At 64.7% G+C, this 18,126-nt stretch carries 14 protein-coding genes; 10 read left to right on the top strand and 4 right to left on the bottom strand.

Annotation, left to right across the window (positions count from 1 at the left end):
* Positions 1–20 precede the first annotated feature (20 nt).
* From RCH14_RS01395 to RCH14_RS01385, 3 genes are read right to left on the bottom strand one after another with little or no spacing between them, the layout of a single operon-like run.
* Entirely contained in the window at positions 21–1,295 is a 1,275-nt protein-coding gene (locus RCH14_RS01395; protein ID WP_407070034.1) for a CaiB/BaiF CoA transferase family protein, read from the bottom strand.
* Between the two features lie 10 nt (positions 1,296–1,305).
* Positions 1,306–3,087: a cation:proton antiporter gene (locus tag RCH14_RS01390; RefSeq protein WP_343024373.1), complete on the bottom strand. Its 1,782-nt coding sequence runs from the start codon at positions 3,085–3,087 to the stop codon at positions 1,306–1,308.
* 56 nt (positions 3,088–3,143) lie between these two features.
* Positions 3,144–5,462: a family 1 glycosylhydrolase gene (locus RCH14_RS01385; RefSeq protein WP_343024372.1), complete on the bottom strand. Its 2,319-nt coding sequence runs from the start codon at positions 5,460–5,462 to the stop codon at positions 3,144–3,146.
* 310 nt (positions 5,463–5,772) lie between these two features.
* Here RCH14_RS01385 and trpS point away from each other — a divergent pair, with 310 nt between their 5' ends.
* Together trpS and RCH14_RS01375 are read left to right on the top strand one after the other, a co-directional pair.
* The gene (gene trpS, locus RCH14_RS01380; RefSeq protein WP_343024371.1) at positions 5,773–6,846 is read left to right on the top strand and encodes a tryptophan--tRNA ligase; all 1,074 of its coding nucleotides are present in this window, start codon (positions 5,773–5,775) and stop codon (positions 6,844–6,846) included.
* A gap of 127 nt (positions 6,847–6,973) precedes the next feature.
* A complete protein-coding gene (locus RCH14_RS01375; RefSeq protein ID WP_343024370.1) occupies positions 6,974–8,023 on the top strand; it encodes a zinc ribbon domain-containing protein in 1,050 nt (349 codons plus the stop codon).
* A gap of 61 nt (positions 8,024–8,084) precedes the next feature.
* Here the strand turns inward: RCH14_RS01375 and RCH14_RS01370 are convergent, their stop codons facing one another.
* On the bottom strand, positions 8,085–8,507 hold the full coding sequence (locus RCH14_RS01370; RefSeq protein WP_343025021.1) for a DUF3597 domain-containing protein: 423 nt from the start codon (positions 8,505–8,507) through the stop codon (positions 8,085–8,087).
* Between the two features lie 752 nt (positions 8,508–9,259).
* Between RCH14_RS01370 and RCH14_RS01365 the strand changes: the two genes are divergently transcribed.
* From RCH14_RS01365 to RCH14_RS01330, 8 genes are all read left to right on the top strand, one after another.
* Positions 9,260–9,610, top strand: coding sequence for a DUF1294 domain-containing protein (locus RCH14_RS01365; protein WP_343024369.1), 351 nt, complete (start codon positions 9,260–9,262; stop codon positions 9,608–9,610).
* Positions 9,607–10,377 carry a glycerophosphodiester phosphodiesterase gene (ugpQ, locus tag RCH14_RS01360; protein WP_343024368.1) on the top strand — a complete coding sequence of 257 codons (771 nt, stop codon included), beginning with the start codon at positions 9,607–9,609 and terminating at the stop codon, positions 10,375–10,377. The genes RCH14_RS01365 and ugpQ overlap by 4 nt, the downstream gene beginning before the upstream one ends.
* 94 nt (positions 10,378–10,471) lie before the next feature.
* On the top strand, positions 10,472–12,127 hold the full coding sequence (locus RCH14_RS01355; RefSeq protein WP_343024367.1) for a flagellinolysin: 1,656 nt from the start codon (positions 10,472–10,474) through the stop codon (positions 12,125–12,127).
* A 72-nt stretch (positions 12,128–12,199) separates the two neighbouring features.
* A complete protein-coding gene (gene alaS / locus RCH14_RS01350) occupies positions 12,200–14,821 on the top strand; it encodes an alanine--tRNA ligase (protein ID WP_343024366.1) in 2,622 nt (873 codons plus the stop codon).
* 57 nt (positions 14,822–14,878) lie between these two features.
* Positions 14,879–15,544, top strand: a complete 666-nt coding sequence (locus tag RCH14_RS01345; protein WP_343024365.1) for an OmpA family protein — start codon at positions 14,879–14,881, stop codon at positions 15,542–15,544.
* 313 nt (positions 15,545–15,857) lie between these two features.
* Positions 15,858–16,085: a sulfurtransferase TusA family protein gene (locus RCH14_RS01340; RefSeq protein ID WP_343025020.1), complete on the top strand. Its 228-nt coding sequence runs from the start codon at positions 15,858–15,860 to the stop codon at positions 16,083–16,085.
* A gap of 219 nt (positions 16,086–16,304) precedes the next feature.
* Positions 16,305–17,054, top strand: coding sequence for an electron transfer flavoprotein subunit beta/FixA family protein (locus RCH14_RS01335; RefSeq protein ID WP_343024364.1), 750 nt, complete (start codon positions 16,305–16,307; stop codon positions 17,052–17,054).
* A 34-nt stretch (positions 17,055–17,088) separates the two neighbouring features.
* Positions 17,089–18,018, top strand: a complete 930-nt coding sequence (locus tag RCH14_RS01330; protein ID WP_343024363.1) for an FAD-binding protein — start codon at positions 17,089–17,091, stop codon at positions 18,016–18,018.
* Positions 18,019–18,126 lie beyond the last annotated feature (108 nt).

Raw genomic sequence — 18,126 nt, 5'->3', positions numbered from 1 at the left:
GCCGGTTGGGGAAGGCGGGTCTAGACTACGCCGCGGGCCTGCAGGGCCGCGATCTCGGCGTCGCTCTTGCCGAGCACATCGCGCAGGACGTCCAGCGTGTGCTGGCCCAGCGTGGGCGGCGCCACGGTGCTGGTGGCCGGTGTGGCCGACATGCGGATCGGATTGCGCACCAGCGTGACCTGGCCGGCACTCGGATGCGGCAGCGCGATCGCCATCGCGCGCGCCTGCACCTGCTCGTTGGCGAAGACGTCGCCGACGTCGTTGATCGGCCCGCATGGAACGCCGTGTTCTTCCAGCAGCGCGATCCAGGCGGCGCGCGTTTTTTCACCGACCATCGCGGCCAGCAGCGGCACGAGCACGTCGCGATGCTGCACGCGCAGCGGATTGGTGGCAAAGCGCGCATCAAACGCCAGCTCGGGGCGACCGCCCGCTTCGACGAACTTCTGGTACTGGCCGTCGTTGCCGGCTGCGACGATGATGTGCCCATCCAGACAGGCAAAGGTCTGGTACGGCACGATATTGGCGTGCGCATTGCCCCAGCGCTTCGGGGCCTTGCCGCTGTTGAGGTAATTGCTGCCGACATTGGCCAGCATCGCCACCTGCGTGTCGAGCAGCGCCATGTCGATCTGCTGGCCTTCGCCCGTGCGGTCGCGGTGGGTCAGCGCGGCCAGTACGGCCACCGTCGCATACATGCCCGTCATCAGGTCGGTCAGCGCCACGCCGGCCTTTTGCGGCCCGCCGCCAGGCACATCATCGCGCTCGCCCGTCACCGACATCAGGCCGCCCATGCCCTGGATCAGAAAATCGTAGCCGGCGCGGTGCGCATACGGCCCATCCTGGCCAAAGCCCGTGATCGAGCAGTAGACCAGGTCGGGTTTGAGCGCCTTCAGGCTGGCGTAGTCGAGGCCATAGCGCGCCAGGTGGCCGACCTTGAAATTCTCGAGCACCACGTCGCACGACAGCACCAGTTCGCGCAGCAGCGCCTGGCCTTCGCGGCTGGCGATATCGACTGTCACCGAGCGCTTGCCGCGGTTCGCCGTCAGGTAATAGGCCGCTTCCTGCGTGTCGCGGCCGTCGGCGTCCTTCGCATAGGGCGGGCCCCAGGCGCGCGTGTCGTCGCCGCTGCCGGGGCGCTCGATCTTGATCACGTCGGCGCCCAGATCGGCCAGGTTTTGCGCGCACCACGGGCCGGCCAGCACGCGCGACAGGTCGAGCACGCGGATGTGGCCGAGCGCTTTAGGCAGGGAAGTGGAAGCAGAGGATGGCGTCATGGTGGAGGCAGGGTAAGCAATCATGAAGCGCCGATTATAACGGGCCGGCCATGGGCTGCGGCGCCAGCTGGGCGGCTGCGGACAGCGCGCGCTCACGGTCGACAATGGCGTCGATCGTGCGCGTTTCCAGGCCCATCGCCCCGAGCACGAAGCTGGATAGCTGCAGGCTCGCTTCCAGCGTTTCGGGTACCACGACCGAAGCGCCGGCCAGGCGCAGGTCGCGCGCGTGCTTCTCGTCGCGCGAGCGGGCAAACAACGCCACGTGCGGAAATTCGCGCCGGATGCCGTGCACGGCCTGCAGTGCCGCGAGCGGCTGGTCCATCGTCAGCACGATCGCGGGCGCCTCGTCGGCGTGCACGCGGCGCAGCAGTTCGGGCCGCGCGGCATTGCCGAACCAGACCGGCCAGCCGTCGGCGCGCAGCTGCGCCACCAGCCGCGCATCGGTCTCGAACGCCACGAATGGAATATTCTGTGCGGTGAGCAGCTTGCCCAGTTGCTGGCCCACGCGGCCGAAACCGGCAATGACGACCTGGCCGCGCGCGCTGTTCAAGGCTGCATTCAACGCTTCGTGATCGTGCTGCGCGGCGAGCTGGTCGCCGCGCGTTTCGAGGTGATCGCCAATGGCCGTGCCCAGGCGTGCGAGCAGCGGCGTGATGAACAGCGACAGGCCGACTGCCAGCATCACGCGCGCGCCCAGCGCCGGATCGAGCACGCCGCTGCTGGCCGCGTAGCCGATGACGATGAAGGCAAACTCGCCGCCCTGGCCCAGCAGCAGGCCGCCCTCGACGGCGCGGCCCCACGGCAGGCCGCCAATCCGGAACAGCAACGCCACGACAATGCCCTTGATCAGTACCAGCCCGAGGACGAAGCTGGCCAGCCACAGCGGCGCGTCAAGGATCTGGCGCGTGTCGATCGTCATCCCGACCGTCATGAAGAACAGCCCCATCAGCAGGCCCTTGAACGGCTCGACCATGAGTTCGACCTCGTGCTTGAATTCGGTTTCGGCCAGCAGCAGGCCGGCGATCAGCGCGCCCAGCGCCATCGACAGGCCGGCAGCGGCCGACAGCGCCGCGATGCCGAAGGTCGCGAGCAGCACCAGCGCCATGAACACGTCGGGCTGGCGCTGGCGGGCAAAGGCGCGAAACAGCGGATGCACGACGCGCCCGCCGACCAGGTAGATGAGGGCAATCGCGCCGGCGGCCTTGGCCAGCGTGATGGCGGCCAGCAGCAGCGCGCTATTGCCGTCGCCGGCACCCTTGGCCAGCGCGCCGATCAGGATCAGGATCGGCACCACGGCCAGATCCTGCAGCATCAGGAGCGCGAACGCGGCCTGGCCCAGGCGCGTGCCGGTGCTGTGCTGCTGGTTCATCAGTTGCATGACGACGGCGGTAGACGACAGCGAAAGCACGAGGCCGAGGACGACGGCAGCCTGGCCCGGCAAGCCATATAGATACAGCGCGGCCCCGATCAGCGTGGCGCTGGCCGCCACCTGCGCGGTGCCCGCGCCGAACACCCAGCGCCGCATCGACCACAGGCGCGCAGCCGACAGTTCCAGCCCAATCATGAACATCAGGAACAGTACGCCGATTTCGGCGAGCATCGAGATGCCGGGGCCGGCGGGGAAGGTCAGAAACGACAACCACGGCGTGTCGACGGCCAGCGCGCCCAGGCCGAACGGGCCGAGCAGGGCGCCAACGGCGAGAAAGCCCAGCACCTGGTTGATGCGCAGGCGCTGCAGGGTGGGGATGAGGATGCCGGCCAGGATCAGGAACAGCAGGATTTCACGCAGGAAGGGGAAAGCGTGGTGGTCGTTCACGGAATTACCTGTTCATGGAGGGTTGGCGTGAGCGCCAACCCTACCACACGGACCGGTCAGGTCGCCGAGTGAATTGCCTCATCCAGTTCGGCCTGGCGCTCGCCGCCCGCGACGTCCTGGCGCCGTTCGGCTTGCAACTGGAGCTCGCGCCGTTCGTCGCGGTCGGCATTGCGCAGGTCGATGTAGCGACGCAGCGCATCGTCGAGCGGCGGCAGCAGCGCGCCCCGTTCGCTCGCGAGCGCACAATACCGTGGCCGCGGCGCGGTGAAGCCGAATTCCTCGGCCGCTTTTGATTCCAGACGGCCGGCATCGATGCCTGCCAGCTCGGCCGCGCGGCGCGCCAGTTCGGCCCAGGTCAGTTCGCCCTGGTTCGCCAGGTGCCAGATGCCGGCTTCGCCATCGACCGCGAGATCGAGGCACGCATGCACCAGGTCGGGCACGAAGGTCGGCGACACGGTCAGGTCGCCCGCCGCGACGAACGGGTCGCCCCGCTCCAGCGCAGCGAGGGCCTGGGTGACGAAATTGTGCTCGTCCCACGGCCCGAAGAAGGCACTGGTGCGCACGACCAGCGCGCCCGGGTGATTCAGCAGGACGACGCGCTCGGCCTCGGCCTTGCTGCGCCCGTACACGCCCAGCGGCGCAACCGGATCGGATTCGACATACGCTCGCTCATTGCTGCCATCAAACACGAGGTCGCTCGAGAACGTCGTCAGGTGGATGCCATGCTGCGCGCAGGCGGCGGCCAGCGTCGCCGCGCCCACCGTGTTTTCGCGCATGCAGCGTTCGAGTTCGCGCTCGGCGTCGTCCACGCGCACGTAGCCGCAGGTATTGATCACGGCCCACGGCTGGTAGCGGGCCAGTGCGCGCTCGACCGATTCGCCGTCGGCGATGTCCATGTCCTGGCGCGACAGCAGGCGGTGCGCCAGGTTGCGCTTTTCGCAGATGCGGGCAAACGCGCGGCCCAGCGTGCCGGTCGCGCCCAGGATCAGGATCGGCGGGGCGCTCGCGCCGACCAGGCGGTGGCCGTCGGCGGCGCTGGCCGTGACCGTGTCGGGCGTGGCGACCGGCTGGCACACGAAGCGGCCCGGGCGGCGCCACCAGCCCTGCGCGCGCAGCACCGGGTGTGACAGCGGCTGGCCGGCGGCCAGTTCGTTCATCATGGCGGCCAGCGCAGTGCGGCGCGGCAGCGGCGAGCGCACGTCGAGCGGGCCGGGCTCGTAATAGCCGTTCTCGGCGGTGACGAGGCAGTTCCAGTCGAATGACCCGAGCAGCGCCCAGACCGTCACGGCGCGCACGTCGACGCCGTTCTCGCGCGACTGCTGCGCGGCTTCCCAGATTTCAAGGAGCCAGCGCAGCTGGTCTTCGCGGTTGGCGTCGATGTGCGCTTCGGTGACCGCCAGCGGAATCCCGTAGCGTTCCCAGATTTCCAGCAGCAGCGGGGCGATCCCGGGCGTGGGCGTGGCCAGCACGCGCGAGGCTTCGACGTCAGCGCACGGGAGGTCGTCGGCCATGCCGCGGTGGTGCGCCGGATAGCGCTCTGGCCGGTGGTCGAGCCAGCGTTCGCTGGTGACGTAGTAATTGCAGCCGATGATGTCGGGGCGGCACGGGTTGTCGCGGAACCAGAGGATGTCGGCGGCATCGGCGCCGTGACGCAGCAGGTAGTTCCACAACGGGTGGTCGGGTACGACCATCCCGCACAGGAGGTCCCAGCCGAGCCAGCGGCGCTCGTTGTAGAACTCGGCGACGTCGCTCAGTTCGGGTGTGCTGTAGGTCTTTCCGAGATCGTCGGTCTGGATCAGCTTGGCATCCGGATTGACGGCGCGGATCGCGCGCATCGACAGCACGGTGGCGCGGCACTGATTGAGCAGCGCCTGGATGAACGTGCGGTCGTCGCGGCCGTGCGGATACCAGACGCCGTACAGTCCGGCAAAGCGCGCCGTCGTGCAGATTTCGTTGACGGGGGTGTAGTACTCGAGCCATGGATAGCGCGCGGCGACGGTGCCGGCATAGTCGGCCAACCCCTGTGCAAAGCCCGGATCGATCAGGCTCGTGTGGCGCGGGCCGCTGCCGTGATGCACCAGCCCGGCGATCGGCGTGACGCCGGCCTCGCGCAGGGCGTTCAGGCGCTCGTCGGGCCAGTGCCAGTTGGCGTGCTCGAGGCCCTCGGGCGCCGTGCGTTCCCACAGGATCGGATAGCGGATGGCGCGGATGCCAAGGCCGGCGAAGCGCTCGATGTCACAGGGGCGGTCGCTGTGGCCGTTGCGGTCGAGCTGGCTGAAGTAGGCGTCCTGCACGCGGTTGACCGTGCATTCGAGGCCGCCCCACAGTTCGAGGGGTTGGTTCTGGTGGCTCTGGCTGTTCGTGCTCTTGTTCATGGCTGTTTTTCCTTAGTATTATTGCAACTATCTGGTCGGCTTGACGTGCTCTGCGAAGTGCTCCAGTTAATTTATGCTGTGTTGGGAGAGCCTGCTGCCGGGTCACGGTCCGGGTGGCGGTTGACAGCGCGGCGGCAACCTGCAACCATGCGGTCCATGATCTTTCCGAAAGCACATCCAATTCTTCTTTCCTGGTGGCGCCGCTGACAGCGCGCGGCCACGGGAAATGATGTGCATTTCATAGCCGCCTCGATTCAGGCGGCGTTCATTGTTGATACGCAGCGATCGGGGCATAGAACCAGGAACCTCGATGACACTGCCTACTTCAACTACTTCTACCGATATTGCAACGACTGCTGCAACGACCGCTGCAGCGACCCCTGCTGCCAACTCGATCATCCTCACCGGTGACCGGCCGACCGGCCCGCTGCACCTGGGCCACTTCGTTGGCAGCCTGCGCGATCGCGTGGCGTACCAGCATCAGTACCGCCAGTTCGTCATGCTGGCCGACTCGCAGGCCATGACCGACAATATGGATGACCTGGGTAAGGTACACCGGAACGTGGTCGAGGTGGCGCTCGATTACCTTGCTGTCGGGATCGATCCGGCCAAGACGACCGTGTTCATCCAGTCGCAAATCCCCGAGCTGACCGAGCTCACGTTCTATTACCTGAACCTCGTGACCGTCGCGCGCCTGGAGCGCAATCCGACCGTCAAGGCCGAAATCGTCCTGCGCGGCTTCGAGCGCGATATCCCGGCCGGCTTTCTGACCTACCCGGCCAGCCAGGCCGCCGACATCACCGCGTTCAAGGCAAACATGGTGCCGGTGGGTGAAGACCAGATCCCGATGATCGAGCAGTGCAACGAGATCGTGCGCAAGTTCAACCGCATCGTCGGGCGCGACATCCTGGTCGAAGCCAAGGCCTTCGTGCCCGAAGTGGGGCGCCTGCCGGGCATCGATGGCAAGGCCAAGATGAGCAAGTCGCTGGGCAACACGATCAATCTGGGCGCCAGCCCCGACGAGATCCGCGCTGCGGTCAAAAACGTCTACACCGATCCGCTGCACCTGAAGGTTTCCGATCCGGGCCACATCGAGGGCAACGTCGCCTTCACCTACCTGGACGCGTTCGATATCGACAAGGACGGCCTGGCCGAAATGAAGGCGCATTACCAGCGCGGCGGCCTGGGCGACAGCATCGTCAAGAAGCGCCTTGAAGGCATCCTGCAGGACATGCTGGCGCCGATCCGCGCGCGCCGCGAAGAGTTTGCGAAAGATCCGGCCTACGTCATGCAGATGCTCAAGGAAGGCACGATGAAGGCGCGTGAAGTGGCGGCAGCGACGACCGACGAAGTCAAGAAGGCGCTGGGGCTGTCGTACTTCTGATGTGCTTCTGACTGGTATCGCACGGCGATCCGCTCGGTAGCATGGCGCAAGGCTATTGATACTGACAGTGGCGGGGAGCCCCCGGGGGTGGCAAGCTGGGTGCTTGTCCACCACCCGGGAGTATCCCATGAGCAAAGGCTTGCGCCTGACTGAACGCTGGATGCAACGCGCCCTGTGGCTCGTCGCATTCGTGTTTGCCGCCTTCCTGATCGGTCTTGGCAGTCTGATCGTGCAGAATCTGGGCAATGTTGAAGAGACCTTGACGCTCGAAGGGTTCATGAACCCGGCGCAGATGGCCAAGGTGCGCGCGCAGATGGACGCGTCGACCGAGGCGCAGGAGCGTGCCCAGACGCGCCTCGAGCAGGCCTCCCAGAAACATACGGTGGCCGAGTCAAATACCAGCGCATCGCGCGCCACCTTTGAGAACTGGCTGGCGACGCGCCAGGCCACCGCGCGCCCCGAGCAGGATCCCGAGCTCATTCAGCGCACTGAAGCGCTCGATGCACTGACGCGTGCCGAGCGCACGGCGCTTGCAGCGGTCGAGGCCGAGCAGCAGACGCTGCTTGACGCGCGTCAGGCCCATGAACGCGCCAGCCAGATGTGGCGCGCGCTGGAAGAGCCTGCCGAACAAATGCTGATGAAGGAAATGGCGGCGAGCGAGCTGCGCATGTTCCTGTTCAGGCTGGCACTGACGCTGCCGCTCTTACTGGTGGCTGTCTGGTTGTTTAAACGCAAGCGCAAGACGCCCCACTGGCCGTTCGCCTGGGGCTTCATCCTGTTTGCCTTGTTCACCTTTTTCTTTGAGCTGGTGCCATACCTGCCGAGTTATGGCGGTTATGTGCGCTTCATCGCCGGCATCATTCTGACTATTGTCGCTGGGCGCTATGCGATCGCCTGGCTGCAAGGCTATCGCACGCGCCAGAAGCAGGCGGAGGCGTTGCCTGACGCCGAGCGGCGCCAAGGCATGCGCTACGACGTGGCCCAGAGCAGGATTGGCAAGAGCCGGTGTCCGGGCTGCGAGCGGACGGTTGACTTGAAGGATGGCAAGAACGATTTTTGTCCGCACTGCGGCATCGGCCTGTTCAATCACTGCTCGAACTGCACGACGCGCAAGAACACGTTTGCACGGTTCTGCTTCGCGTGCGGCGCGGCGGCCAATACGACACTGGCCGACTGAATGATAAAAACCGCAACCGGCGGGGCCGGTTGCGGTTTTATTTGTTGCGCGCTACGGGGTATCAGTCACGCAGGTCGGCCGGCACTTTGCCGCCATTGGCCGCCAGCTTGTTCATGACCTGGCGGTGCAGCCAGATATTCATCTTGGCCGAATCGTTGGTGTCGCCGGTGTAGTTCAGTTCAGCGGCGAGTTCCTTGCGCGATTGCAGGCTGCTGTCCAGACCGAGCAGCTTGAGCAGGTCGACAATCGACGAGCGCCAATTGAGTTGCTGACCCGACGAGGCGAGCATGCCGTTAAGCACTTGCTCGACGTCGACCGGTGCTGCTGGCGCTGCTGCTGGCGCCGGTGCGACAGGTGCTGCTGCCGGTGCGCTGGCTGCCGGTGCTGCGGTCGGGGCAGCAGGTGCAGCCGCTGGCGTTGCCGCCGGTGCTGCATCTTTTTTGCCTGGGAAAATTTTATGGAAGATGTTGCTCAGGATACCCACGGGACCCTCCTTTTCTGGTGATTGCTTACGGATATTGTTTGCCATGTAGCCCAGTGCGACGGCCAGGGCGGCGCCCCCGGCAGCCTTGATCAACGTTGGATGCTCGGCGTAGAAGTCGCTCATGCGATCGACGATGCCGGGATTCTGCTGTTGTGCTTTTTCAGCCAGTTCCTGTACCTGCTCAGATGATACCTGCGCCGCCTGTTCAGGCGTGACCTGGGTCGGCACATTGTTGCCAAAGATCTTGCTCAGTGCGCCACCGGCGACCGACGACAGCACGCCGCCGCCCGCGCCGCCCAGCAAGCTGGTCAGCATGCCGGCGCGTTGATTCTGGTCGCTCTGGCCAAACAGCTGGCTGACCATTTGCGGGAAGGGTGGAGTCTGGTCGGAGCGCAGTGCGCTCGCGATGCCTTGCGCGACGCTGGCCCGGGGCGCGTTCTGCGCCACCTGGTCGAAGTCGGCGGCAGCATTGCCATTGGTGTTGGCAGCGCCTGCGCCACCGAGATATTGCTGCAGCAAATTACCTAAATCAAAAGCCATGTGTTCTCCTGCTGGGTGAATGCCGGGATGGATCACCAGCGTAGGCGGTTTGACATGAACTGCTCTGTACGATGACGAACCCACGGGGCGTCGACAGCCGCGATCTGCGAGCTGCGCTCTGTGAACATTACGTGGGTGTTGTCCGCGAAAGAGAAATGCGGCATCTATTTGCCAAGTGGACACGACAGCACAGCGGGCGGTAAGCTGTCGGCATGCCTTATGCCCCGCTCGCCGTGTTTCTCGTCCTGTACCTGTTTGCCAGCCTGGCCTGGAGCATGTCGCAGATCGTCGGCGCCGCCTACCTCGTCACCAGCCTGACCTGTTTCGTGGCCTATGCAATGGACAAGTCGGCTGCGCGCGCCAGCACGTGGCGCACGCCGGAAGCCACGCTCCTGTTGCTGGGCCTGATCGGCGGCTGGCCCGGCGCCGTGCTGGCGCAACAGTGGCTGCGCCACAAGACCAGCAAGCCATCATTCCAATGGAAGTTCCAGGTGACGGTGGTGCTGAACCTGGGCATGTTCGCGTGGCTTGCCTACCGCTTCGGTCAGCCGGGCTCTGCATGATGAAGCGCGATCCCGTATGGCCATGGCCACGCATCCTCGCGCACCGTGGCGGCGGCACGCTCGCGCCCGAAAACACGGTGGCCGGCCTGCGCTGCGGCATGGCGGCGGGCTTTCGCGCGATCGAGTTCGATGTCATGCTGGCGCGCGACGGCGTCCCGGTGGTGCTGCACGATCCGGGTCTGGGCCGCACGGTCCGGGGCAGTGGCAGCGTGTTCGAGCACGATGCACGGGACCTGGCCGCGATGGATGCCGGCAGCTGGTTCGGCCCGGCGTTCGCGGGCGAGCCGGTGCCGCTGTTCGACGCCTTTGCGCGCCTGTGCATGGCCCACGGCATCTGGATGAATATCGAGATCAAGCCGGCGCCCGGCTACGAAGCGGAGACGGGCCGCACCGTCGCGCAGGTCACGGCAGCACTGTTTGCCGACGAACTCGCCTCTGGCAATCTGGCTGCCGCGCCGCTGTTGTCGTCGTTCAGCGACGTCGCGCTGGCAGCGGCGCAGGCGGCGGCCCCGACCCTGCCGCGCGCCTGCCTCATCAGCGCGCTGGGCGCCGATTGGCAGGCACGGGCGCAGGCGCTCGGCGCGCGCGCGATCCATACCAATCACCTGCACCTGAGCCGTGAGCAGGCCCGCGCCGTCAAGGATGCTGGCTACGGCCTGTTCTGCTACACCGTCAACGATGCCGGCCGCGCGCGCGAACTGCTGGCGTGGGGCGTGGACGCCTTCTGCACCGACCGCATCGACCTGATCACGCCCGATTTCGCCTGAGATCAAGGACGGGCGCGATATTTACGATGCGGCCTCAAGTAATGCCCAAGGGTTGTCGTTAAGAAATGACGATCACCCTGACGATGTTGCCAACATGGCGCTTTCCATTTCGACGAACACCCTGTCGCTCAGTACGCAGCGCAGCATGCGCACGCATGACGCCGAGCAGGCGAAGCTCGTCGAGCGTCTGGGTTCCGGCATGCGCATCAACCGCGCATCCGACGATGCGGCCGGCCAGGCGATCACGACGCGCCTGAACGCTAACCTGCGCGGCACCAGCCAGGCGCTGCGCAGCCTCAGCGACGCGACATCGATGCTGCAGGTGGCCGACGGCGCCATGGCCAGCGTCTCCGATACCCTGCAGCGCCTGCGCGAGATGGCGGTGGCGGCGGGCAATGGCAGTTACACGGACGGCGATCGGGGCGCGCTGCAGAAAGAAACGCAGGCGCTGTTGCAACACATCACGCAGGTGGGCACCGACACCAGTTTCAACGGGGAAGCGGTGTTTTCGCAGGACACCGTCAGCATCGGCGGCGACGAACGACGGCGCGCCGTACTCGACGGCCTGCAGTCCGGCTGGCTCAGTTCGGCCGAAGACATGATCAAGCAGTATTACGGGATCATGGGCGACGGCGCCAAACTGACCGTCAACCTCGATACCACGGACGGCGCCTTCAACGTGCTCGCCTCGGTGTCCGGCACGTCCTCCGGCGGCAAGCTGAACAATCTGCACCTGAACATCGACATGGCCGACTTCGGTACTGCGGCCACGCCCGACGGTGGCAGCGCGCCGCTCTACAGCGACCGCATCGTTGCCCATGAAATGGTGCACGCCGTGATGGGCCGCACGATGAACATGGGAGCGCTGCCGCAATGGTTCGTCGAAGGCACGGCTGAATTGATCAATGGCGCCGACGAACGGCTGGCCGGCGCCGGCAGCATGGCGGGCGTGGTCGCCACGATCGCCGGCGGCGGGTTCTCGTACGAAGGCGGGTATGCCGCCAGCCGCTACCTGCACGACCGCATGAAAGGCCTGGGCGTGGAGGGCGGCATCAAGGGCATCATGCAATACCTGAACAACAACCAGTCCGCCGATCTCGACGCGGCGCTCAATGCCGTGTCGAAGGGCGTCTACACCAGCAACGCCGCGTTCCTGGCCGACTTCGGCGCCAACGGCGAACAATTTATCAATACCAAAATGAATCTGACCAATGCCGATACGGGCGCCATCGGCGGCCTGGATGCCGACGGCAGCCCCGTGCGCGATGCCCGCGCCGTGGTGCCCGCCAGCGGGACCAGCAATGCGGCGGATGGCCTGGCCGGTTTCAATGTCGTCTACCCGGACGAAGGCGGCGCCAGCGGCGTGCGGCGCGTGCAGGTGCAGGCCGGCGACAATACGGGCGACCTGATCGACCTGCAATTCTCGTCAATGAACGCACGCGCCCTGGGCCTGGGCAATCTGGACATGACGCGCTCGAGCGTGGCGCTGCTGACCATCGACCGGGCGCTGGAATTCGTCAATGAGCAGCGCGTGCGCACGGGCGCCTCGAGCAACCGGCTCGACCTGGCCGCCAGTGCCCTCGAGACGAGTTCGCAGAACATGCAGGCGGCGCGCTCGCGCATCCAGGACACCGATTACGCCAGCGACACGGCCCGGCTGACCCGCACGCAGATCCTGCAGCAGGCGGCGTCGGCGATGCTGGCACAGGCCAACGGGCAGCCGCGCTCGATCCTGACCCTGCTGCGCTGAGAATGGAGCGGGGAGCTAGGCTATAATCGTTCCTTTATAGGCACGCTGCCTCACTCCGCCCAACGATCAGACATGAAATCCTCCGACATCCGCGAAAAGTTCCTCAAGTTCTTTGAATCCAAAGGCCATTCCATCGTGCGTTCCAGCCCGCTGGTGCCGGGCAACGACCCGACCATGTTGCTGACCAACAGCGGCATGGTGCAGTTCAAGGATGTGTTCCTGGGCCTGGATTCGCGCCCGTACTCGCGCGCGACTTCCGTGCAGCGCTGCGTGCGCGCCGGCGGCAAGCACAACGACCTGGAAAACGTCGGCTACACGGCGCGTCACCACACGTTCTTCGAGATGCTGGGCAACTTCAGCTTCGGCGATTATTTCAAGCGTGACGCGATCCAGCTGGCCTGGGAACTCTTGACCAAGGTCTACCTGCTGCCAGCCGAAAAGCTGACCATCACCGTGTACTTCGAGGATGACGAAGCGTACGACATCTGGGCCAATGAGATCGGCGTGCCAAAAGAGCGCATCATCCGCATCGGTGACAACAAGGGCGCGCGCTACGCGTCGGACAATTTCTGGCAGATGGCCGATACCGGCCCGTGCGGTCCGTGCACCGAGATCTTCTACGACCACGGCGCCGACATCTGGGGCGGCCCACCTGGCTCGGCCGAAGAAGACGGCGACCGCTTCATCGAAATCTGGAACTTGGTGTTCATGCAGTTCTACCGCGACGAATCCGGCTCACTGACCCCGCTGCCGAAGCCGTCGATCGACACCGGCATGGGCATGGAGCGCCTGGCCGCCGTACTGCAAAACGTGCACAGCAACTACGAAATCGATCTGTTCCAGAACCTGATCAAGGCGGCCGCCCGCGAAACCGCCGCGCCTGACCTCGAGAACAATTCGCTCAAGGTCATCGCCGACCACATCCGCGCTGCGTCGTTCATGATCGTCGATGGCATCATCCCGAGCAGCGAAGGGCATGGCTATGTGCTGCGCCGCATCGTGCGCCGCGCGCTGCGCCACGGCCACAAGCTGGGCCAGACCAAGCCATTCTTCTACAAGCTGGTCGCTGACCTCGACATCGAGATGGGCGAGGCCTATCCCGAACTGCGTGCGGTCAAAGAGCGCGTGGCGCAAGTGCTCAAGGCCGAAGAAGAACGCTTCGGCGAGACGCTGGAAAACGGCATGAAGATCCTGGAAGCCCAGCTGGCCAAGGATCCGAAGAACCTCGACGGCGGCACCGCCTTCACGCTGTACGACACCTATGGCTTCCCGCTCGACCTTACCGCCGACATTTGCCGCGAGCGTGGCATCACGCTCGACGAAGCGGGCTTTACCGCCGCAATGGAGCAGCAAAAGAAAACGGCGCGCGCCGCCGGCAAGTTCAAGATGGCCGCCAACGTCGAGTACGCGGGCGAAAAAACCAAATTCGTCGGCTACGATTCGCTGGCCCACAACACGCACGTGCTGGCGCTGTACGCCGATGGCGTAAAGGTTGAGCAACTGACTGCCGGCCAGGCCGGCATCGTCGTGCTCGACACCACGCCGTTCTACGCAGAATCGGGCGGCCAGGTGGGCGACCTGGGTCTCATTGGCAACGGTAGTGGTGACGGCGCGGTGCGCTTCGAAGTCGAAGACACGCTCAAGATCCAGGCCGACGTCTTCGGTCATCACGGCGTGCTGCGCGAAGGCACGCTGAAGGTCGGCGCGACGGTCGACGCGCAGGTCGACACGGCCAAGCGCGCACGCACGATCCGCAACCACTCGGCAACGCACCTGATGCACAAGGCGCTGCGCGAAGTGCTGGGCACGCACGTGGCACAAAAAGGCTCGCTGGTCGATCCTGACAAGACCCGTTTCGACTTCAGCCACCCACAGGCGCTGACGCTGGACGAAATTACGCAGGTCGAGACCATCGTCAACCGCGAGATTCTCGAGAACCACGCGACGCAATCGCACAATATGTCGTTCGACGATGCGGTCAAGCACGGCGCCATGGCGCTGTTCGGCGAGAAGTACGGCGACACCGTGCGTGTGCTCGACATCGGCACGTCGAAAGAGCTGTGCGGTGGCGTCCACGTGACCCGCACCGGCGACATCGGCCTGTTCAAGATCGTGTCCGAAGGCGGCGTCGCTGCCGGCATCCGCCGCATCGAAGCCGTCACCGGCGAAGGCGCACTGGCCCTGGTGCAATCGATCAACCGCAAGCTGATCGAAGCGGCCGGCGCCCTGAAGACCAATCCTGACGAACTGACCAGCCGCATCGGCCAGGTGCAAGAGCAAGTCAAGCTGCTCGAAAAAGAAGTCGCTGCGCTCAAGTCGAAGCTGGCGTCGGGGCAGGGCGACGAGCTGATCGCCCAAGCCATCGACGTGAACGGCATCAAGGTGCTGGCCGCCACGATGGAAGGCGCCGATGTGGCGACGCTGCGCGAAGCGATGGACAAGCTCAAGGACAAGCTGGGCACGGCCGCCATCGTGCTGGCAAGCGTGCTGGATGGCAAAGTCAGCTTGATTGCCGGCGTGACCAAGGATGCCACCGGCAAGGTCAAGGCGGGCGAGCTGGTCAATTTTGTGGCCCAGCAGGTGGGCGGCAAGGGCGGCGGGCGTCCGGACATGGCGCAGGCTGGCGGCACCGACCCATCGGGCTTGCCGGCGGCGCTGGCCGGCGTGGCCGGCTGGGTGGGCGAGCGCGCGTAAGCGCATCTCCCTGGCAATCGCCGGTCAGAAACGCCGCCTTTAGGGCGGCGTTTTTTATTGCTTAACTTTTTTGCCTGCGTTAAAGATGCGTGTGGCGAAGACTTCGGCGACGTATTCATCGAGCATGTCAGCAACAACTTCATCCAGGACGAGGCGGCTTTTGCGGAGCCGTTCAACTATGGCCGCAACGCCAACCGTTACCTGCTGTCGTCCGGCACGCGCGCCAATGGATCGGCCGTGAGCGTCGCGGTGTATGTGGTCGACCCCGTGCAGGACAAGAACGGCGGCATCTATCTCGACATCGTCGAAGGCAAGCCGATGGAAGGGGGCAAGGTGGCCGCCAACCTGAACGCGGCGGACATGGCCAAGGGCATCGCCACGGACGGCAAGGTGGCGATCTACGGCGTCTTCTTTGACACCGGCAAGGCCGACATCAAGCCCGAGTCCGCCAAGACGCTGGCCGAGATGGCCGGCATGCTCAGACAATCGTCGAAGCTCGATGTGTTCGTGGTTGGCCACACCGACAATCAGGGCGCCGTGGCCCAGAACCTGGCGTGGTCGCAGCGGCGCGCCGAGTCGGTGGTCCAGGCGCTGGCCGGCACCTACCAGATCGATGCCGCGCGCCTCAGTCCGAAAGGGGTGGCGGCCTACGCACCACTGGCGTCGAACCGCGCCGAGTCGGGGCGCCAGCAGAATCGGCGGGTTGAACTGGTCGAGCAATAAGCGCTGGCAGCGCGCGCCGACATCGCGCAATCGTATTGCGCCAGCTTGCGGGAACGACGCTTGTGTGCGCCGGTTTGGCCCACATCTTGTAGGCGTGATGCACCGCGATAGTGCTTTTCCGTGAGCATCCTGTACAGACCCGGTAGTAGTTCGTCAAGCTTTTAACAATGGGTTGCAGGCTCGCAACAATGTATGACTATTTTGGTGCGCTGCGTCATACTGTGCGAATTGGAGTAGTATTCGAGTTCCAGCACCATCCTTACTGATCAGGAATGCGATGAGCGACATCATTTTCGACACTGACACCGACACCATGGAATTCCAGAGAGATCTGGATGCGCGGGGGCTTAATTGCCCACTGCCCATCCTCAAAGCGAAGAAGGCGCTCGCCGAAATGGAGAGTGGCCAGGTGCTGCGTATCGTGGCCACCGACACCGGCTCCGTGCGCGACTTCCAGGCCTTTGCCAAGCAGACCGGCAACGCGCTGCTGGCCCACACGTTCGAACACGGCGAGTTCACGTTCTTTATGCGCCGCAAGTAATTCAAGCCATCGTGTCGCGTCCGTCTCAACAGCGCGCACCTTGTCGCGACGGGGTCAGCGCCCCGTCGGTTTCCTCAAATTCATGACAGACCGGCTACTTTAGGTGTTTTCCTCTACAAAAAAATCGCACGCTCGTGCTTTAATTTGGCCGATCGCCCCGATTTCTCATATAATCTGAGCCACTTTAGTCTGTCTCCATCTCATTTTAAAAGGCACCCTATGAAAGTCCTGGTACCCGTCAAACGCGTGGTCGACTACAACGTCAAGGTTCGCGTCAAGTCCGACAACAGCGGCGTGGATATCGCCAACGTCAAGATGTCGATGAACCCGTTCGACGAAATCGCGCTGGAAGAGGCGACCCGCCTGAAAGAAGGCGGCAAGGTTACCGAAGTGGTGGCAGTGTCGATCGGCGTGCCTCAGTGCCAGGAAACCCTGCGCACCGGCCTGGCAATCGGCGCCGACCGCGCCATCCTGGTCGAGACCGCTGGCGACACCGAGCCGCTGGGCGTGGCCAAGATCATGAAGGCGCTGGCCGACAAGGAGCAGCCGCAGCTGATCATCCTGGGCAAGCAGGCGATCGACGACGATTCGAACCAGACCGGCCAGATGCTCGCCGCACTGCTGGGCTGGCCGCAAGCGACGTTCGCATCGAAAGTGGTGCTCGAGGACGACAAGGTCACCGTGACGCGCGAAGTCGACGGCGGGCTGGAAACCGTGGCGCTCAAGCTGCCTGCGGTCATCACCACCGACCTGCGCCTGAACGAGCCGCGCTACGTGACGCTGCCGAACATCATGAAGGCCAAGAAAAAACCGCTCGAGACGATCAAGCCTGAAGACCTGGGCGTTGACGTGACGCCGCGCCTGAAGACCCTGAAGGTCGTCGAGCCGGCCAAGCGCTCGGCCGGCATCAAGGTCCCGGACGTTGGCACGCTGGTGCAGAAGCTGCGCACTGAAGCCAAAGTCATCTGAGCCGTTTGTCGTCATTTAAAAGATAGGAATCAACATGGTCGCATTAGTCATTGCTGAACACGACAACGGCTCCCTGAAGGGCGCTACCCACCACACCGTCACCGCAGCCGTTCAGTGCGGCGGCGATGTGCATATCCTGGTCGCCGGTTCGGGTTGCGGCGCTGCCGCCGAAGCCGCCGCGCAGATCGCGGGCGTCGCAAAAGTGCTGGTCGCCGACGCGCCGCACTTCGCCGACGGCCTGGCCGAAAACGTGGCCGAGCAGGTTCTGGCGATCGCCGGCAGCTACTCGCACATCCTGGCGCCCGCCACCGCCTACGGCAAGAACATCCTGCCGCGCGTGGCCGCCAAGCTCGACGTCGCGCAGATCTCCGAGATCACCAAGGTCGATTCGCCCGATACGTTCGAGCGCCCGATCTACGCCGGTAACGCAATTGCCACCGTGCAGTCGAGCGACAGCGTGAAAGTCATCACCGTGCGCGGCACGGCGTTCGAGTCGGCAGCCGCTGGTGGCTCGGCCGCCATCGAAGCCATCGCTGCCGTGCTTGATGCCGGTACGTCGAGCTTCGTGGGTCGCGAACTGGCCAAGTCCGACCGTCCTGAACTGACCGCCGCCAAGGTGATCGTCTCGGGTGGCCGTGGCATCGGTTCGGCCGACAACTTCAAGATCCTCGAGCCGCTGGCCGACAAGCTGGGCGCGGCCATGGGTGCTTCGCGCGCCGCCGTCGACGCCGGTTTCGTGCCAAACGACTGGCAAGTTGGCCAGACGGGCAAGATCGTCGCGCCAACGCTGTACATCGCCGTCGGTATCTCGGGCGCGATCCAGCACTTGGCCGGCATGAAGGACTCCAAAGTCATCGTCGCCATCAACAAGGACCCGGAAGCGCCGATCTTCTCGGTGGCCGACTACGGCCTGGTGGGTGATCTGTTCGAAGCCGTGCCGGAACTGGTCAAGGAACTGGGCTGATCGCCAGGCGTGGCGTCGTTTGCGCGCCACGCCGACAGCTGCCAATGACGCCGTTCCCGCACCTGCAGGAACGGCGTTTTTTTCGCATAAGAATTTATTCAGGAGACA

Source organism: Massilia sp. MP_M2, assembly GCF_039123635.1.
Taxonomy (GTDB): Bacteria; Pseudomonadota; Gammaproteobacteria; order Burkholderiales; family Burkholderiaceae_D; genus Telluria.
This window is presented reverse-complemented; position numbering and strand designations above follow the sequence as displayed.

Coding starts and splice junctions, on each gene's coding strand:
- trpS (WP_343024371.1), top strand. CDS start 5,773: ATGACACTGCCTACTTCAACTACTTCTACCGATATTGCAACGACTGCT.
- alaS (WP_343024366.1), top strand. CDS start 12,200: ATGAAATCCTCCGACATCCGCGAAAAGTTCCTCAAGTTCTTTGAATCC.
- RCH14_RS01395 (WP_407070034.1), bottom strand. CDS start 1,295: ATGATTGCTTACCCTGCCTCCACCATGACGCCATCCTCTGCTTCCACT.
- RCH14_RS01375 (WP_343024370.1), top strand. CDS start 6,974: ATGAGCAAAGGCTTGCGCCTGACTGAACGCTGGATGCAACGCGCCCTG.
- RCH14_RS01330 (WP_343024363.1), top strand. CDS start 17,089: ATGGTCGCATTAGTCATTGCTGAACACGACAACGGCTCCCTGAAGGGC.
- RCH14_RS01340 (WP_343025020.1), top strand. CDS start 15,858: ATGGAATTCCAGAGAGATCTGGATGCGCGGGGGCTTAATTGCCCACTG.
- RCH14_RS01355 (WP_343024367.1), top strand. CDS start 10,472: ATGGCGCTTTCCATTTCGACGAACACCCTGTCGCTCAGTACGCAGCGC.
- RCH14_RS01385 (WP_343024372.1), bottom strand. CDS start 5,462: ATGAACAAGAGCACGAACAGCCAGAGCCACCAGAACCAACCCCTCGAA.
- ugpQ (WP_343024368.1), top strand. CDS start 9,607: ATGATGAAGCGCGATCCCGTATGGCCATGGCCACGCATCCTCGCGCAC.
- RCH14_RS01335 (WP_343024364.1), top strand. CDS start 16,305: ATGAAAGTCCTGGTACCCGTCAAACGCGTGGTCGACTACAACGTCAAG.
- RCH14_RS01365 (WP_343024369.1), top strand. CDS start 9,260: ATGCCTTATGCCCCGCTCGCCGTGTTTCTCGTCCTGTACCTGTTTGCC.